Genomic DNA, 20,255 nt, shown 5'->3' on the forward strand with positions numbered 1-20,255 from the left:
GAAGTAGAGCGACGGGCAGTCGAAGCTGTCGAACGTTACCGGACCGCCGACGACCGGGTCCGCGCCCTCGCAGACGCGTTGCGGCCGGCCCAGCCCGGCAGCGGGCCCGGTTCCCGTGCGGTAGTGCCCGCCGCGCCGGCCGAGCCAGAGCAGTACACCAGGATCATCGAGGATGCCGTTGCGCATTTCCCGGAGATATTCGACGAGCCGCGGAACCCCGCGCAACTCCGGCAGAATTTGGGTCCCGGCACGCCATTCGATGTGATCGAAGCATTGCGAACCCTCTCCTGTCAAAGGAATGGAGTCAATCCTCCGGACCGGTCTCGGGATAGTCTGCACGAACTTCTGAAGCATGTATTCCGGGTATTCCGGACCGATCCTGCATCCCTCGGATCCTATCGTGATGTTCGCAACCTCCTGATTGCACCGAACGAGACCGAGCCGCGCTGGGTTACCAACCCCGAGTCCCACATCCGCGCACTTGCCGATATTCTCGCAAATCGGCGTGGGCCAAAGGTTGCCATCGCGGACACCCCTCTGAGTGGGCCCTCGGACTTCACCCTCGAGAATGTCGACCAGTGGATCGGCATCTCCGGCGCCATCAATTTCGTCCGTTACTACCGCGCCGGTGCGAAGGGGCACAACTTCCGCGTCTACATTCATGCCCACCCGGACGAGGCACCTGCGTTGATGCGCGATATCGTGCACCAGATCGTCGACCAACCGGACCGCTTTCCCGGTGTCGAAAGCGCAAAAATTTCCGGGCCGGTCGAGTGGATGAACGACAGCATCGTCATCTACGTGAACGAACTCGAAGATGCTGTCCGTATCATTCCGTGGCTACGTCGGCATCGAGAGCAAAAGATTCGAGAGCAAAACCCCGACCCCTTCTTGTGGTCCGTTCCAGCCTGGACGTATCAGGTGATGGAAGGTGTGGCCATCGGTGCCGACCCGGTGGCGGATCCTGGCAGCGCGGACCCGACGAGACGTCCTAGCCACAACCAGCTGCGATCGTGGCCCATATTCGACGCGTTGCCGTCGGAACCGGACGATACCGACGAGGCCGCATTCATCGATAGGGCGCTTCAGGGCCTGTTCGATCGCGGTGTGGACCCAGAGCATCCGTGGCTGCCGGTGGGTTCCCCCAGATGGCGGGATCATTACGAAGTCGATTTGATCTCGGCTGCCGGCGTGACCGACCGAGGTGGGCAGCCCGATCGGTCTCACAGCGTGAACCAAGACTTCTTCGCGATCACTTCGGCGGATATCGGCGGCGAGCAGTGGACCTTGGGAGTGGTCGACGACGGCGTGTCCGCGACGAGACACAGTGCAGAAGCCGCGGAGGTAGCTGCTGATGCCGCTGCTGCTGTTCTGCGTCAGGAGGAGGCTCGTGTCCGGGCCGGCGGTACGCCGGATGCTACGAATACCGCGAAGATGGCGGCCGCTGCCGCTAACCGTGCCGTGCGCGCCCTGGTGTCGGAGAAATATCCCGACGCCAATATTCCTCCCGCATGCACGATGGTGCTGGCGCTGGTAACTCCGACCCAGATTCTCACGGTAGTGGTCGGCGATTCTGTCGCGTACTGGATCCCCCGTGACGGCGGACCTGCTATCCCGCTGGCCGAGGATGACTGGTATCTCGCGAAATTGGCGAAGCAACGCGGCACGACGGTGGCGGACCTGAAGCGCTCGGGGGTCAAAACTCCATCGACTTTCACCCGCTATCTGGGTAACGGCCTCGAAGGGTGGGAGCCGGAGCCCGAGGTCCACAACAACCTGACCGGCGGAGGAATTGTGGCGCTGTTCTCGGGCGGCGCTGTGAAGATCCATTCCGAGGACGAGTCGAGCGCGGACACTGTCGAACAAAAGATTGCCGACATCGTCCGGCAGAAGCTGGAGGAATCCTCGGGCAGCCTGCTCGGCGCGTCGAGGGCGGTCGTCCGGCACACCATCGAAGCGGGTGAACACCGCAATGTCACCGTTGTCCTGATAGACCGTCCCCGAAGCGAACCCGATACCGCCGCAGTGGGTGATGGGTCGGCGGCGGATATCGAACCGGGTTCTGCCCGCGGACATGGCCTGTGGACGGATGCACAGCCGTCCGATGCGGAGGTGGAGTCGGGCGACGCCCCGGCCAACCGCGGCAGCGAGCACCGCCCTTTCGCGCAGGACATGAGCCGCAACGCGCATGCGTTCCGCCCGGCTCGAGCGAATGCGGACGGTCTCGGTGCCGCTGTGGCCAACCCGTTCGGTGGATTCGGTCGCCGTGTGCCGCAAGTGGTCGTCGATGGCGCGATTACGCACGGCACCGGCGCGGATGGCCGGGAAAGCGGCGCTTTCGGTGGACGTGGGGCGATGCGCCGCAGCCCTCAACCAGACACCGAGGGGCCCACCCAAGAACACCGCCAGCACAAAATCCAAGGCCCACCCAGCACGAACACCCCTGAAGACCCGGACGAACCAGCAGTACCCGACACACCAGGGACCGATCCGAGCCTGGCCGCCGACCGGTCTGCCCCGTCATCGAAATCCGGATTTTTGCAATGGATTCGCAACAAGACCAAGCCCAAGAACAAGGAGCTTGCCCGGCTGTACACCGGCTCGACCATCTCCACCATCGGCGGCGTCGGCTTGGCCAGTTACGTCCCGCTGCTGGTCGATCAGATGGGCAGCTCCCAGTTGACCGGCATAACGACATCCGCTACCCAACTGGCCGCGCTGCTCGCGCAATTCCCAGCCGGACATATCGCGGATCGATACGAGAACCGCCGCACGATACGAATCGCATCCGCGGCCGGGCTGGCGGCATCAGGTATCGCCGGAGGATGGATCCTCGCCGGTTTGCCGGGCGCTCTGGAAGCCGTCATCGGATCCGCGGTCGTCGTGGCGGTCACCGACACCATCGGCGGGACCGCCACGACCGTCTACGGTCGAGAGCTGGCCACGACGGAGGAGCAGAAGAAGGCCGCGATAACACTGTCGCTGCTGGAGCGTCAGGCGTCCGGAACAGTCGGCAGGTTCGTTGTCCCGATGTTGGGACGCGTCTCGTCGGCGCTCCCGTTCTTTGCCAACGCAGCGTCCTTTGCGGTGAATCTGCGGATGCTGGGCAAACTCCCCCCGGTAACACCGGAGCCATCCGCGCGGGCCCGCCTGCTCGATGGTGCCCGCGCGATGTGGCAGGACCCCTACCTGCGCGGTAATGTCGGACTGCTGTTCCCGTGGGGCGTAGGGGCCATGGCCAGCGGTGTACATTTCGCGAACATCGTCAACACCGAGGACTATTCGGCGACCACGGCGGGACTACTCATGTCAGCGAGTAGCACAGGAGTCCTGCTGGCGGCGCTATCGCCGAAGCGGCTGGTCGACCGGATCAACCTGAAATGGATGCATCCGGTCACGATGGCAACGTGGGCGGCGCTCATGGCCGAGTACGCGACCACAACAAACCCGTGGATCATTTGGCCGACCTCGGCTGCCGTTGGTTCGGCCGTCATGCTCAACAACAAGAAGTACTTCGAGTACCAAGCAGAGGTAGTTCCCCAAGAGGCCATCGGTGGAGCACTGTCAGCAGGCGCCATCGTGCACAGTGCAGGCGGAATACTCGGCGGCGCACTCGGCGGTTACGTGGTGTCGACGGTCGGTGGTCCCGCGGCAGGATGGACAAACGCGAGCATCTTCGCCGCCGCAGCGCTGGCCTCGACCGCACTCTCGTATTTCACGCGCGGTCGAAAAAACGATCCGGGACCGGCCGGTGACGGTTCAACCGCGCATACGGATCCGGATACGCCCACCCTCGAGCCCGCCGTCATCAAAAACTGTGCTATCCAACTCGCTCGCGTGTATCGAGCCCTGGCATTCAGCCACGACAGCTCACCCGAACCCGACGACACCGACCCGCAATGGGATTCCCGCAAGAACTGGAAACCCGTCGAAGCCGCCCTCGGAACCCAACTCCGACCGATCGAGTACGACGGCGACCCGCGCTTCACCGCCACTGCCAAAGCCGTCCGCGCCGAGGGAAACGGCATCGACATGGCCGTTGTGGTCGTCGACGATGGCAAGAACGCACACCCTTACACCTTCGTCAATATCGAAGGCGAGGTCCTGGTCTTCGACACCCTCATCGACGACCCCGACAACGACGACGGGCCCGACAACGACATCCCTCACGTACGAAACTACGACGGCGACGAAAACGCCGAAAACAAATGGGAACCCAAATACCACAACGTCAAAAAAGTCTTCGCCGCCTACTACTCCAACAACAACGGCACCCCCACCCCTGTCCACCGGCCACTACCCAAATATCGGCACATTCGACACCCGCACAAGATTCAGGGCCCTCCTGCCGACCAGGAGAGCCTCGGAAGACCGGACCATCACGAACCCACTCTGTTCCACCCTCGCCCCATCACCGGACCACCCAGCGACAAGGCCGGTGGTGTGGCAGAGCAGGTTGTGTCGGCGCCGCATGGCCGTCCTAGGCATGGCAATGATTGTGTGCCGGTGGCGTTCGGGGCGTTGGAGTTGGTGGCCGGCGTCGGCTTGGTGGATTGGTCGGTGTTGGGTGAGGTGGGGCTGGATGGTGTGTCCGGTGGGCGGATTGCGCAGGCGTTGGGGGGGCATCGTCCCGCGGGTTTCGCCGATCGTGATGCGGTTGTTCAGGAGTTGGTTGGGCGTGGTGTGAATGCCGCGGCGGTGTTGTTCGAGGTGTATGACGACACCGGCATGGGGCATGCGGTGTTGTTGGTGCACAAGGGCGATGGTCGGGTTGTGGTTCGTGAGGGCGACCGGGAGCGGGAGTTCCAGGACTGGTGTGGCCCTCGCCCGGTTCCGACTGGTGTGTGGGCGGTGGTGGCCGAGTACCGCAGGATCGTGGCCGGCCTTGGCGAGGAGGGGCTCGCGCCGTTGCCGGTTGGCAGGATGTTCGGGCGCGAACCGGAATCGGCCGCCGAAGGGGGCGAGCAGCCGGAGCCGCCTGTCGCGGATACCGAGGGGCACGACGATCCGTATCTGTGGCTCGAGGAGATCCATGGCGAGCGTCAGATGGCTTGGGTGCGCGCGCACAACGAGCGCACAGTCGCGGAATTCGCATCCGATCCGGAATTCGCCGCATTGCAGCAGCGGATCTTCGAAATGCTCGAGAATCAGGACAGCGTCGCTCATCCGGATCGCTATGGTGATTGGTTCTACGATTTCCGCCGCGATGCCGAGCATCCGCAAGGGATATGGCGGCGCACCAAGGTCGAAGATTACCGCAACGGCGCCCCGGCATGGGAGATACTCCTAGATCTGGACGCGCTGGCCGAGGCCGAGGACAAGAAATGGGTGTGGACCCTGGCCAAGGTGTTGCACGACGGGCAGCGCCGAGTGTTGATCAGCCTGTCCGACGGCGGTGGAGACCGTCACATAGTTCGTGAATTCGACATCCAGGAAAAGCGATTCATCGCCCCCGAGGAAGGCGGATTCGAACTTCCGGAGGCCATGTGGAACCAGTTCGAATGGATCGATGAGAACACCCTCCATGTAGCGACTGAGTTCGGACCGGATTCGGTCACCCGGTCAGGCTATCCACGCATTATCAAACGCTGGCGGCGAGGGACGCCGCTGGATGAGGCGGAAACCCTGCTCGAAGGGGATGTCGGCGATGTGAGCGTGCGGGTCGGGGACAACCCGCGGGCACTCAGCGCCAGATCCTCCAGGTCCCTCCCGGCCGGTACGAAACCGCATCAGGTGAGACGGCATACGGATTTCTACAACCATGAAATCTACGTAGTGCACTCGGACGGTTCGAAGCAGCTGCTCGATGTCCCGTCCGATGCCGAGGTCACCTGGCACAAGAATCACGTGCTGGTCGAGCTGAAGAGCCCGTGGGCCGTTGGCGGGCAAGAATATCCGTCCGGCTCCCTACTAGCTGCGGATTTCGATGCATTCCTAGCCGGTGACCGTGATTTCGAGGTGCTTTTCACCCCCGACGACCATACTGTCCTGCACGACTACGGATGGACCGAAAACCACCTTCTGCTGACCTTGCTGTCCGATGTCCAGACCAAGATCGAAGTTCTCACCCCCACCGCCGACGGCTGGACTCACCGATCCCTCGGAAACATTCCGAAGATGGCGACTACCGAGGTGACCGGCTTGGACCCACTGGCGGCCGATGACGATTTCCTGCTCTCTACCAGCGGATTCACGACGCCCCCCAGTATTCTGGCCGGGACGGTCGACGGCGAGGTGACGTTGGTCGAACAACAGCCCGCACACTTCGACACCACCGATATTACTAGTGAGCTATTCTTCGCCACCTCTGAGGACGGCACCGAAGTTCTCTATTTTGTCACTCGCAAGCGTGGTGTCACCGGCCCAACCATTCAGTACGGTTACGGGGGATTCGGAATATCGCTGACTCCCGTCTACAGCGGTGAAATCGGCATTGCCTGGCTCGAACTCGGCGGAATCTATGTGCGGGCCATCACTCGGGGTGGCGCTGAGAAGGGACCGAAGTGGCACACCGATGTCGTCAAGGGCAACCGGTACAAGGTATCCCAGGATTTCGCCGCGATAGCCCAGGATCTTGTCGCACGTGGTATCACGACACACGCACAGCTGGGCGGGAACGGTGCGAGCAACGGCGGCCTGTTGATGGGCACGATGCTCACCCGCTACCCGGAGTACTACGGCTCCCTCGCGGCGATCAAACCGCTCCAGGACATGCTTCGTTACCACCTGCTGGGGTCAGGCGCATCCTGGACCAGCGAGTACGGCGATCCCGACAACCCCGACGAGGCCCCCTACATCATCTCCCCCTATCACGAGATCGACTCCGACCGGGAGTATCCACCGATCCTGTTGCTGACTTCCACAGGCGACCACCGCACAAATCCCGGCCACGCACGGAAAATGGCGGCACGGCTCGAAGAACTGGGTCATGAGGTCTGGTTCTACGAAAGCCCTGTGGGCGGGCATGACAATGGGGCGGACAACCGGCAAAAAGCATTCGAAATTGCGCTCCTATACACCTACTACCGGCGGACGCTCATGGGCGACCCCGGTCGGCATCCGGACCCCAGCGAACCGCAACCGCGACCACCTGGTGAGCCAACTGCCAGCGGGCTGATATCCAGGCCGGGGGGAGGCGTCGCCCCACAGGAACCTAGCGAAAATGGTTCGGCGACCACTACATCCGGCGAATTGGCAGCCGCCCGCCCGACAGCCGGGGTGGCCGGGATGTCCGGGTGGAAAGCGGATTCGTCCGTCTCCCTCGATCAGTTGCGCGACGGTTTCGAGGCGCGGGTGGCGGAGCGGATGGCTGTGGTGGGGAATCCGAAGGTCGCCGCCGAGTTGGTTGCGGAGGTGTTCCGTCGCGCGGAAGCCCGTATCGGTGAGCTCGGTGAGGTCGAGGATGTAGCCCGGTGGGTCATCTCGCTCACCGATGATGTGTTGTCGGATCAGGCGAAGTTTGTGCGGCATGTGCGGTTCCGCCGCGCGGTCGAGGGCGCGGCGCAGGGGGCGGTGCGGGATGTGTTGGTTCGGGCGAGTGATCGGGATTTCCGGAATGCCGTGGCTGCCTTGCCCGATCGTCGGCGTCGGGTGCTGAGGTTGTTGTTCGGGGGGGATCGGCGGGGGCCTGGGGATGGCTCCGGTGTGTCGATCGAGGCGGCGGCCGCGGTGATGGGTGTCGACGCGGATGCGGTCCGGAAGTTGGTGCCGGTTGTGCTGCGCGAGTTGGCCGTGAAGTTGGATGCGGACCTCGGTGGGGACCAGGCCGATGACGATCCGGATGGGTTTGCGGCGAGTGGGGAAGCGTTGGCCGAGTTGCTCGCTGGTGGTGGTGTGGTCCTCGCCAAGTCCGAGGGGACGCTCGCGCCTGCGGTAGCGGTTCTTCGAGCGGCGCGTGACGAGCGTTTGGACGAGTTGTGCCTGCTTGTCGAGCAGTTGTCGCCTTTGCGGCGGGATACTTTTGTCCGGTGGTTTCTCGGCCATTCGGTGTCCGAAATCGCCGAGACCCAGAACGTCACCCGAGAGGCTGTCGGTCTGCGTCTACGCACGCTCGTTCCCCACTTGGCCGAACGGCTCAGCGGCGGTCCCCGGGTGGACAAGGCCGGGCGGGTACGCCAGGCGGACGGGTTGCGGCGGCGTCCCGGGCGTTCGGGGGTGTTGCCCGATAGCGGCGTAGTGGTGGACAGGACCGTGCCGCAATCAGTTCCGGCAGTGGCTGATAGCGGGCCCGATGCGTCGATTGTGCCGGTCGAGCGGGATCGTGCGGTCGACGAGCGGGATGTCGCGGATGAGCGGGATCGTGCGGTCGACGAGCGGGATGTCGCGGATGAGCGGGATCGTGCGGTCGACGAGCGGGATGTCGCGGATGAGCGGGATCGTGCGGTCGACGAGCGGGATGTCGCGGATGAGCGGGATCGTGCGGTCGACGAGCGGGATGTCGCGGATGAGCGGGATCGTGTGGCCGGCGAGCGGGATGTCGCGGATGAGCACGCGGCTGATGAGCGGGATCGCGCGGGTGACGAGCTGGCTGTGGCGACGGAGCCGGAACACGCGGATGAGACGGCGCGTGAACGTCCTCGGGGCGATTGGAATGTGGTGTCCGTGCGGCGGATGCGTCGCCGGCAGTTGATTCGGTGTATCGGCGGGCTCGACGCGGCCGATCGGGAACTGGCGACGTTGTTGTTCGTGCGGCGGTTGTCGGTCGCCGTCGTCGCAGCGGAGGCAAATCGGGCCGAGGGCGATGTGGCGGAGAATAGGGGACGTCTGGCCGCGAAGTTGGTGAAGTTGCGGGGCAAGGACGACACCGCGACGTTGCTGATGGTCGAGGCGGCGTGGGATCGCCGTCGCGAGCTGGTGCAGCCACATCTGTCGAAACTCACCGCAGCTCAGCGGGAGTACTTCGACCTGTTCTTCGTGGAGGGCAACACTCTCGCCGCGATCGCGGAGACGAAAGGCCGCGGCACCACCACGGTAGGGCGGCGGTTGCACAGCATCGCACAGGTCTTGGCCGAGGAGCTGCCGTCCGAGCTGTGGGAGCACTACGCGCGCCCTGGCGCGTTGCGGCATGTGACGTTGGAAGACGTGGCCCGCGAAGCGGGCGTAAGTGAGGCGACGGTCAAGCGGGTGTTGGCCGACCGTGGCGGCGCTGGGGCAGACACAGCGCGGCGAATACGGGCGGTGGCCGACCGGTTGGGCTGGCGGATGGGGCGTTCAGGGGTTGTGGCCGGTGACGGTGTGGTCGTGGACGGCGTTGCGCCGCTGCTTATTCCGACCGTGCATGACGGTGGGCCCGCCGACTATCACCGGCGCGGCGAGGAACTGCAGGCGGTGCGGGCGGCGCATCCGGATGATGTGGCACGGTGTATCCCGAATCTGCGTGCTGCGGACCAGGAAACCGCCACTTTGTTGTTCCGACGGAATCTGACGGTGTCCGAGGTGGCCGACATGCTGGGCCGCAGCCAGGGCGCGATTCGGGTCCAGCAGCATCGGATCGCCCTGGATCTGGCGGTGCTGCTGTCCGGTGGGGTGTTGTTGACCGACCGCGCGGCGGTGGCGTTGATCGAGAAACTGCAGACACTCCACCCGAAAGTGTTGGAGCCGTACCTGCCTGGGCTCACCGACACTCAGCGGGAGCATTTCGAGCTGTTCTTCGTCGAGGGCCACACTGTGCCCGAGATTGCGAAGATGCGGGAGCGCACCCAGCCGGCGGTGCACACCCTGCTGTACCAAACCGCGCACACGTTGGCTGCGGAACTCGACCCGGATCTGGTTGAGCGGCACGCGGATACGGACGTATTGGAGTGGGTGCGCGCGGCCCAGGAGGGTGACGCGGAAGCATTCGAGGCGCTACGTCAGCGGTACCGGCATCGGGTCTTTTCGAGTGTGCTGTCGGCGGTCGGAGATCGAGAACTGGCCGAGCGGATCACCGACGTCGCCTTCGACCGCGCGCGCTCGGGTCGTCGTATCCGCAGGCTGGCAGAGGGCCGCGCTGTAGGTGCATGGTTCGTCACCATCGCGGGCCGAGTAGTACGGGAATACGCCAAAGCCGGTCGCATGATGGCACACGCGGACCGGGAGGCTACTGGTGTCGGTGCCACCAAGCCAGCCGGTGCTGAATCGGACGTTCCCGAGCACGTCCGTAAATGCCTGGTCCAAACCGTCCGCGCCACCTGGGCCATCGGTTACGACCACGCGACCATCCCCGACGAAAAGGCCGATACCTGGGCAGAACTCGTAGACAGCCTCCACGCCGACTTCGCCAAAATCCCCATACCAGCCTCCAGCACCCCCAACGCCGATCCCCTCGCCCACATCTTCGCCGCCGTCGAAGATCCCGACAACGACATCGACACCGCCGTCATCGTCATCGACGACGGCGAAGTCGCCCACGGCTTGACCGTCACCACCGTCGACGGCACCACCCTCATCTTCGACACCAACATCCCCCAACCACGCACCACCACACCCGACGAACAACGCTCCAAGCGATACACACCCCGCGTTCGCACCCGCGAACAATGGAAACAGTCCTTCCCCGAAATCTCAGACGTCTTTGTCCTCAACTTCACCAAGGACGCCAAAGGCCGCCTGCGCCCCAGCCCCCAACCGGACACCGACGGGCCCACCCGAGAACACCGCCAGCACAAAATCCAAGGCCCACCCAGCACGAATACTCCGGAAGAGCCGGACGAACCAGCAGTACCCGACACACCGGGTACCGATCCGAGCCCCGACGACATCGCGAGACGTGCCAGGCCGCGACCGGTCGTAGGGTCCGAGTCCCGGGCACCCGCGCCGACTGAACCAGAGATCGGCGAGACGCTCCAGCCGTCCGATGTTGCGGACACGCAACTGCGGGCGGTAACCCCGCACGTCGATCTCGCCGAGTTCCGTAACGCACTGTGCACCACCCTGGCCGCGGGCGTCGAGCCGCGCAGTCCGCACCAGCAGCTGGACGAGGCGACTCCACAGCAGATATCGGATGCCCTCCGCACACTCACCAGCGCCCAGCGCGATCTTCTGCGGGAGCTGCAATCCGGGCAAACCGTTGCCGCGGTGGCACAGGCGCTGCGCTGGGACGCAAAGGAGGTCACGAAGCTGGCCAACGATGCCGCCAGGCGCTTGTTGGCAGCTATCGAGGAAGCTGAGCGCAGCAGGTTCGACGTGCTGACCCGAGCCTTGGTCGAAGCACCTCTGCACGAGCTGGTCGACGAAGTCAACCGACTCGGGTCCCAACAGCGGCGCATCGTGATCGGCATGCTTGTGCAACGGCGGCAACCCGCGGAGATGGCGGAGGCACTCGGGCTCGACGAGGACACGATAGAGCTCTTGGTACGTGGTGCCGTCCGACGGATGGCAAAGCGTATCGCCGCCAAGCACGGTGCAAGCATCGCGCCGGTGCCGGCGACACCCCATTCGCCGGATACGGCGGATCTCGCCGGCGAGGGATTTCGGAGCGGACAGCGCCTCGAGGACGCAGAGCGGACGGCCGCCGCATTCGGCCGCATCGATGGCGCGACCGAGTTGCTGGTCGACGTGCTGTGCCGGTTGCAGGAAGGGTTCCCACTCCGGCCAGCTCGCGAAAATCCGGGTGCAGGCCTACCGCTGCCGCATAGGTTGACCAATGCCCAGCTCGACGTTCTTCGCCTGCTCGCTGAGGACATGACGTACCGGGAGATCGCGGAGGCTCTCGAAATCTCCGAAGGTCAGGTGAAAGCACGCAAGGCCGCCATTGCACGCGAGTTCCGCACCGGTGACCGGACCGAGATAGTGGATTCGGCGCGGCGCTGGGGCATCATCGGCGCCACCGGCTCGAGTATTCGAAGCACAGCAGAACCACAGTCGGTCGTGCGTGGTCCGGTGACCGCGTACGGGAAGAACGAGACTCGGCCCGATGTCGCGCCGGACCACGCTACCCAGCGCGTCGAATCGGCACCGACCGAGCCGACCGCGCCTGCGCGGAGGCCAACTGCGCAAGGCACGCTCTCCCGCCGCGAGGCCCAAGTGCTCGATTTGACGGCGCAAGGCCTGTCGAACCAGGCCATCGGGCAGCGGCTGGGAATCTCGCCGCACACCGTGGAGGACCATCGTCGCCGCGCCCGCCACAAGCTCAGCACCCACGGCGAGGACGCAACGACCGCAGCGACATCGCAGGCACAGCCGCCCCGCGAACCGGATAATCGTGGTGATTCGCCACAGGCAGTCATGGATGGGACTGTGCCGCCACCGGTTCCAGCGGTGGGTGATAGCGGGTCTGATGCGCCGGTGGTGGCGGATGAGCGGGATCGTGTGGCCGATCTTGGTGATCCGGCAGTGGTCCCACTGAAGGAGGCGCCGAAGATCATGCCGCATGAGCATATCGAAGGCACGGTCGCGCCGGAGGTCTCATGGGAAATCGCTCGCCGCAACGGCATCGAGCTGAGCCACAATGGTGTGCGGATCGACAGCGTCGAGGCGTGGGCCGCAATGCATCGGTTCACCGATTTTCCCAGCTTCCTCCAAATGTGGCGCTTGGTGACCGGTGTGCTGCGGACGGCCGAGGATTTCCAGCAGATTGTCGTCGAATATGCCGCCGCGGTGAAGGCGCACGGCGTGGTGTATGCCGAGATCGATTTCTCCCCGATCGGGCGTGCCTTGGATGGTGTCCATTACGACGAGATGTTCGAGGGCATTTATGCCGGGATCGTATCGGCGGAGGCGCAGCATGGTGTGATCATTCGAATGACTCCCAGCCTGGTATGGGGAGTGACAGCGGAACAGGCCGAGGAATGTGTGCGGTGGGCCGGCGGATACCGCCACCGCTACGTAGTCGGTTTGAGTATTGGTGGAAACGAAATTCTGAGCCGCGAGACTCTCACGCGATACGATCGAGCATTCACAATCGCCAGAGAAGAATACGGATTGGGAATAGTGCCCCATCTGGGCGAGGTCGGAGATTCCACGGCGATCGCCGCGGCGCTCCTTCGGTGGAAACCGGCCCGGATTCGGCATGGCGTGAGTTTGAAGGTACCAGGCCGCCGCTTGACACCGATGGACGAGGCGATAGTGGAGGCGCTCGTCGAGAAAGAAATCGTGCTCGATCTTGCTCTCACCTCCAACCTGCTGACCGGCGCGGTCAAAAACCTCGACGACCATCCACTGCCGTGGTTCCTGGATGCCGGCGTGCGCTGCACGATCAGCACCGATGACCCTGCACTGATGGGCACTGATCCCACCAAGGAATACGCTCTGGCCGCACGCCTCGGTCTCAGCCCGGCCGCCGCCTACTGGAACGGCGTCCACGGCGCCTTGTGCGACGAGGACACCCGACAACGGCTGATCGCCGTCGGCGAGCAAGCATTCCGAAATCACGCCGGGCCCAGTCAAGATTCGAGGACAGCAGCGCACGGGGCAGCCGAGCGGATCGAACTGACCGGACCCATACACGCTGAGGAGCCGCGCCAGCCGAAACCCGCGAATGGTCAGGATTCCGAAATTGCTGCGCCGCGGGCGAACTCCCCGAAGGGGTCGATGCCGGATCATCCCACCGCGTTCGGATTGGCTGTCCCCGAGGCCACCGGGGAGAATGCCGCTCCGGAGACGAATCAGCAATCTCGAGCGGCGTCCCCTGACGGCAGGGAATCACCAAGCACGCCGACCGACCCATCGACACGGGGACCGCTGGTCACTCCGGCGGACTTGCCCACGACCGCCAACATGCTTTCCGTGCCACCGCCCGTGCGTGCCGGGTATGGCAACGATTGTGTGCCGCGGGCGTTGCATCAGTTGACCGAAGTTCAGGGTGCGGATTTGGTGGATTGGTCGCGGTTGGGTGAGCCTGGGCCGGAAGGGGTGTCGGGGCAGGGGGTTGTGGATGCGTTGCGGGGGCGGCGTCCGGTGGGTTTTGCTGATCGGGATGCGGTGGCTCGGGAGTTGATCGCGCGGGGTGTGGGTGCGACGGCGGTGGTGTTCGAGGAGTACGAGGGCCGGGGTATGGGTCACGCCGTAGTGCTGATCCACCGGGGTGATGGCCGGGTTGTGGTGGTGGATGGTGATGAGGAGTCGACCCATGTGTGGGGGCGGCAGCGTCCGGAGGTGACCGGTGTGTGGGCGGCGGTGGCTTACGGCGGTGAGTTGGTGGAGGTCGAAGGTAGCGCCGGGTTCGATCCGTTGCCGCTGGAGAAGATGTTCGGTCACCGTGATCGCGACCCGATCGGACGGCTGCCGGATCCCGATCCCGCAGTGGTGGCTCGGTTGCGCGAGGGGTTCGGTGCGCAGGTGCGTGCGCGGGTGGCCCGTACGGTCTCCGATCCGAGAGTGGCGGCGGCGGTGGTCGAGGACGTGCTCGCCCTGGCCGCGCGTCGAATGGCGGCCTCAGGTGGATCCGGCGACGTGGGGACGTTGTTGGGCAGGGCTTTCGGGGAGGTGATGATCGATCGCCGACGGGCATCGGCGGCTCGGTTCGAGCAGGGGGACACGGCGACGACATCTCGTTCGCCCCGTGCCGCGGTGCCCCGGTCCGGCGCGGAATCGGAAGCCGAACCGTCGGGTGGTGTTTCGGAGGCTCGCTTTTCGCAGAGCGTGGTTGCGGAAGCGGCAGGGGTGCATCGATTCCGGGTTTCGGAGATCCTGCGCGGTATTTTCCATCACGCGGTTGCGGCGGGCACCGTGCTGCGGGTGCTCGACGAGTCCGATCGACTGGGCTACCTGATCCCGAATCGGCGTGCCGCGGCGGGTGAGCGGGTGGGGTTCGAATCGTTCCGGCGGCGGCTGACGGCGCTGGCGGGTGACGTGGGCGCACCGGAGGCGGTGGCCGTGTTGGTCGCGGCGGACCGGGCGGCCCTGGAACGTGCTGTAGATCTGGTGGGTCGGGATGTGCGTATCTTGCTGTTGACCAGATGCGGGGTGGCGATGTCGCCCGCAGAGGCGGCGGCGGTGCTGAACGTGGACGAGGACATGATCGCCGACCGGGAGCGCGCCGCGGTACACCGGCTGGCGGAGAAGGTCGTCGCCCCGGATCCAGCCGATATCGGGCCGGACGCGCCATCGGTGATCGTAGCGGCCCACCGCGCCGGGGTATTGCGGACCGCTATCGATGAACTGCCCGACGGTAACGAAAAGCAGTGTCTGCAATTGCGATTCCTCCAGGGCATGTCTCGGGCCCAGGTCGCGTACGAATGGGGCGGTGCCACGGCGAGAAAGGTCACCGAGGCCGAGCGCCGGGCTGTCGGACGACTGATCTGGCAGTTGCCCGACGAACTTCGCGCGCGATATCTTCCGGCTCGTGCACCGGTTACCATGCTGGAATTGGCCGATATCGCGGGTGTGAGCCGGGCCGTGGCCTACCAGGTGATCCGACGCGAACGCGGAGAGAGAGTTCCCACGGTGAGCGTGGCCACGGTGCGTCACGTGTGGAAAGTCATCGATCACTTCGATTTCCGGCTTCCGGGCCGCGCCCGCGCTCCCCGAGCCGCCGCGTCGGGTCCGACCGACGGCATGACTGGGACGGCACGTCCCGCGCACGACGGGGAGCGGCCGGAAGCGCGCACGGCAGGCCGGAAACAGGGAGCTCGTCCTCCCGAAGCCATCGACCCACTCGAACCGAACCCGACCGAAACACCGGACGATGCCGTCGCCGAGATCGATACGGCGCAACTCGGGCGACCGCGAGCCACCGCACGATCGAACGGGAGACCGCACCCCGGATCTGGCCATCTAGGCGAACTTCGAGTCGATCTCGATCGGCCGCCCGGCCGGATCGATGAATTCCATTTCCACGGATGGGTACCCCGAGCGTCGAGAGGCATCTTGGGCTTCCACCACGGATGGGAGCGGGACGGATGTGCGCTGCCTCCCGAACTACACAGCAACAAGGTCGGCCGGACACCACGGCAAGACAAAAGTCGTCTGCAGGACCGGCCCGATCCTCAGTCGGATGCTCAACCCGTCCACGCGCCCGTATGGACCGAGCCGCCCGTAGACAACACACCCCCGAACCCGCGGGCCGACCACCCCGCGCCGGGCGGGCCCGAATACTGGGCGCGGGTAGACGCCGCCATCGAGGAGTTGCTCGCCATCGACCCCGAGGCCTATTGGTACATCCGGCACTTGCCCCGTCCGAAGCCCGGGCAGCCGTTCGGTCCTGACTGGGTCAGCAATCGAGGGGAATGGTTCGATGCGCTGTTCTCCGCGGATACCGAGAAGCTGCGCTCTGTGGAACTCACCGACAAGGACCTCCTGGAGCTTGGCCGGATTATCAAGCGCGCTCCTATCTATGCGACACTCGCTTTGCTTGTCGCGACCGGATTGTCGGTCGATCAGCTGGTGCATCAGGGCAAGGTCGACTTGGATTCGCTGCTTTTCAAGCAGCAGAAGACGACCCGTACCGGTGAGAAGATCACCATCTGGAAGTTCCGGACCGTGCCGAAGGGCGAGGCGCAGCTGCCGAGTACGCCGGATCTCAAGAATCGGCTCACCCGGTTGGCGAATTTCCTGCGCGCCAGCTCGCTCGATGAGCTTCCGCAACTGGTGTCGATTCTGTTCGGCGATATGCAGTATTTCTCGGGCAGGCCGCTGCTGGACGACGACGACATCAACCAGGCCGACAGCAACCAGGCCGACAGCGACGAGGCCGACAGCAACGAGGGCGACAGCGACGACGACAGCAACGAGGCCGGCAGCGACCACGACCCGAACGAAAAGAAGGAAAAGGAGACAAAAAGCGACTACGCCCTGATGAAAGAGGTGCTCACGGACGAGGAGTACGCGTTCTGGGTCGAGCACCTGAAGAACGACCTGTGGTCGGCGCTGCACTTCCCGGGCTGCCGAGCGCTCGAAGCCCAGAAGCACGACTATCTGCGGGCGCGGTATCTCAGTGCCTTCATCTGGTCGATGATGGCCAATCGGGAGGCCGAGGAATACATGATGGCGGTCGTCGACCGCTACCTGCTCAGCACCGTTTTCCGGGAAGCCCCTGAGCTGGTATTGGGCACCGCGAAGGACATCGTCGAGGGCGTCGCCGGCCTTCTTCCCGGGGAATCCGGGCAGCAGCTGCTGAACATCGCGAACTCTGTCTTCGGCGGCCTCGCCGGTTGGGTGGGAAAGGCGATACGAGGTGCGGCATACCTTGCGGCAGAGTTCACGTACCCGGAGCCAGGAAGGAACTCCGCATCGGCGGAGGACGCTCCGTGATCCGACCGGCGTCGCACCAGCGCTGACCGCTCCGGCTCCGGAGGCACGCGGTGGTGCACCGCTGTCCCGGCCACCATCTGTGCGTATGTTCGGTCATCGTGATCGCGACCCGCGCCCGGACAGCGCACCGCGACGACGGGAAGCTTCTGGAGCCGAGATCGATCCGGCGCAAGTCAGGCGACCGCGAGCCGATGGCTAGGCCCGGTTTCGCGACTACCTTCGCTCATCCTTGATGACACGGATCACGGTGGCTATCTCTGCGTTGATCATGGCGGTGAAGCGTTTGGCGTCCGCTGGTTCGGCGACCGGCGGGAGGTCTGCCCCGATCACATATCTGCCGTCGTCAGGTAGGTCCCGCCATTCGAGCCAGCGGCTCACCCGTCCACGCGGGCCGTACACCGAGATGCCCTGGCAGACGCCGATAGCCCCAAGCGTAGTCGGCACTGCGCTCTGAAACCATTCGGCAGCCTGCTGGTTGGTGTCTTCGAAGGAGTCCCACAGCTCCGACGCGCCGTAGCTGTGGTCCATCTCGCTGTCTTCCTTCGGCATGGGCAAGGTGACGCGGCCGCGCTTGCCCGCCCCGACATCCGGCAGTTCGGCCACCACGACGGAGGCCAGCGACAGTGGATCGCATTCGGTCACCGTGAAACCGCCGCTGTGCTCGACGGTTCTGCCCGGCAGCTGGGTCAACAGATAGCCGCGATCTTTCCGGCGGACCGCGAGCTTTCGAATGCTGCCCTTCGGGTTTTGCGAATCCTGACCGTCGATGCCTCGCACAATCAGGCTGAGGTCCGGTTCGACCACGTCAGCGCATATCTGGTCGAAGGCGGGGTCGCCGGTGAACCGCCATTGCTCTCGGATCCGGTGCAATTCGCGCTGGTAGTCCTCCTCATAGGGAATATCGGTGACCGTCGCGAACGGCCGAGGCAACGAGTCGGCCCGGGCCCGAGACCACAGGGCGTCGAACTCGAGATCGGTGAATCGCCAGGTGCGGTTCATTTCTCGACCACGGGTTTGACCACGCGCGGCGCGTCACCGAGCGCCTCCTCCAAGTGCTCGGACGACTGGAGCCCGGCCAGCCGCTTGTGCTGGTTGCCCGCCTCGCCGCCGGCGCCGCGGCCCGCCGCACCCGGCGAGCCAGGCGAGCCCGGCGTACCGGCCATGGGCGCCATGCCTGCCCGGCCTGCCGCCGTACCTGCGGCCGTGACCGCGGCGTCCGCGCGTGGAAACAGCTTGGACGCTTGGACCAGGTCCTTGGCCAGCGGGGAACTCGCCAGTCCTGGGCCTGGTCCCGGGCCGGCCGCACCCTTGGGCAGGCCGGTCGCGGGGTCCAGCCCTGGAAGACCCGGCAGTCCCGCGAGTTGTTTGCTCGCAAGCTCCTTCTGCGCGGCCTCCTGCGCGGCTTGCTGCGCGGCCTGCGCCGCCTGCTGCACCGCCTGCTGGCCGGCTTGCATGGCCTGCTGCATCGCTTGCTGACTCTGTTGGGCGGCTTGGTCGGCGGCCTGCTGCTCCTGCTGCCGCTTGGCCTCTGCCTGCTGCTGCCGTTGGTACTTGGCCGCCTCCGCCTGCTGTCGCCTGGCGTCCGCCTGCTGCTCCCGTTGGAACGCGAGCGCCTCCTGCTGCTGTTTGCGCGCGGCTACGTCCGCTTGACGCTGCAGTCGCTCCTGGCGCTGCGACTCCTGCGTCTGGGCGTATCCGGGACCTGGTCCCGGACTGCTGGCGAGGCTGTAACCGGGACCGGGACCGGGACCGGGCCTGGTAACGCCGGGGCCGGGGCCGGTTTGAGTGCCGCTACCGCTCTCGGGCTTGCCCTTCCCGCCACCGGCGGGTTTGGTCCCGGGGAGTGGGGGAACGCCCTTGAATGACGCGGCGGGATAGACAAGGTTCGGCACGTGCGTGGCCGACTGCTCCATGCCCTTGACGTAAATGTCACCGAACATGTTCTGGTAATACGGGAGCCAATCGTCGGCCTTCGGGTCCTTCTCCGCCGGATTGGTCGCCTCCGTCGGTGTGGCTCCGGCCTGTGCGTCCAGCCAGCGGGCGGTATACCGGATGATGTCGCGGACCTGGAACAGGCTTTCCTGTAATGGCTTGATGCCGTCGGCGTAATTCTTGATGGCGGCCACCGCAGTCGCCGCGCCGGTTCCTGTCCACTGCTCGGCGGTGACCGAGTCCACGCGGTTGAGCAATTCGGAAAAGTACTCCTGAACCTTCCGGCCCATGAAGTCCCATTCTCCGGCCGCGTCGGCTAATATTTCGGCAACATAGTTGTTCTTGATGTGCTGGCCCAGGCTGTACAGTGTGTGCCAACTCTGCTTCTTGCTCTCGGCCCAGATACTCGACGGCAAGAATTCGATGGCACGGCTCCGCAAGCTTTTCGGGACGTCCCCGATGACCGGATGTCCGTCCTTGAAGCTCTTCTCGCTCTTCCAGTCGAACCTCGGCGTCTTGGAATCGCCGGGAAAAACTGGCGCTTTGAAGGTCGGCGAGATGTTGTCGAACAACGCCTCGTTGTCCTGCTCACCGGCGTCGTAATTCTTGCCCGCGGCGATGATGGTGTCCATCATGTCCTGGAGGATGTCCAAGTGTGCCTCGATGATCCGCCGCATTTCTTCACCTCGGCCGGAAAACTTCTTCGCGAGAGCAGCACCGGACACCAGGGGTGGAGGCGCGAAGTCGGTCAAATTGATGACCGTCTCGGCGTTCCGACGCATCAACCTCATGTTGGTGATGGTGTTCGCCGTGGCGGTCGCCAGGTCCACGGCGGCCTGCTGCTCGAACTTCAGCGGATCCTTCGCCTGGTCCGCCCGCTTCTTGAGCTCGGGCCACGGATTGTTGGGCATCGGCAACGGTTCCGGCGCGGGAGGTCCGGTGGGGAGATCGTTATCTTTCTGTGTCACGCGTCGTACTCCTGACTATCTCGGCACCACCGGGACCGTCACGGTTGCCCGCCATCAATCGTTACCCATGTCCCTGATACGGGCAAGCCACGGTCAGCGTGCAGCTACCGCGTGATCGAGATGAGCCAGGCCTTTCGCGGTTCGGTCCGCGCGGCGTGCTCCGCCGCCGGATCGGCCGGCGATATC

3 protein-coding genes (1 of these 3 cut by a window edge) are annotated in these 20,255 nt (G+C 64.9%); 1 reads left to right on the top strand and 2 read right to left on the bottom strand.

All coding sequences use genetic code 11. From position 1 onward, the window contains the following. On the top strand, positions 1–17,169 hold the end of the coding sequence (locus ON34_RS03970) for an MFS transporter (RefSeq protein WP_040774450.1). 64,392 nt of this gene lie to the left of the window's left edge; the window shows 17,169 of its 81,561 coding nt (coding positions 64,393–81,561); the start codon falls outside the window, past its left edge; it ends in the stop codon at positions 17,167–17,169. A 213-nt stretch (positions 17,170–17,382) separates the two neighbouring features. On the opposite strand, the gene ON34_RS03975 is transcribed toward ON34_RS03970, so the two are convergent. Both ON34_RS03975 and ON34_RS03980 read right to left on the bottom strand, forming a co-directional pair. After that, the gene (locus ON34_RS03975) at positions 17,383–18,168 is read right to left on the bottom strand and encodes an ESX secretion-associated protein EspG (RefSeq protein WP_040774452.1); all 786 of its coding nucleotides are present in this window, start codon (positions 18,166–18,168) and stop codon (positions 17,383–17,385) included. After that, positions 18,165–20,069, bottom strand: a complete 1,905-nt coding sequence (locus tag ON34_RS03980; protein ID WP_157172166.1) for a hypothetical protein — start codon at positions 20,067–20,069, stop codon at positions 18,165–18,167. The genes ON34_RS03975 and ON34_RS03980 overlap by 4 nt, the downstream gene beginning before the upstream one ends. Positions 20,070–20,255 lie beyond the last annotated feature (186 nt).

The sequence above is a fragment of the Nocardia pneumoniae NBRC 100136 genome (assembly GCF_000308755.1).
In the GTDB taxonomy this organism is placed as follows: domain Bacteria; phylum Actinomycetota; class Actinomycetes; order Mycobacteriales; family Mycobacteriaceae; genus Nocardia; species Nocardia pneumoniae.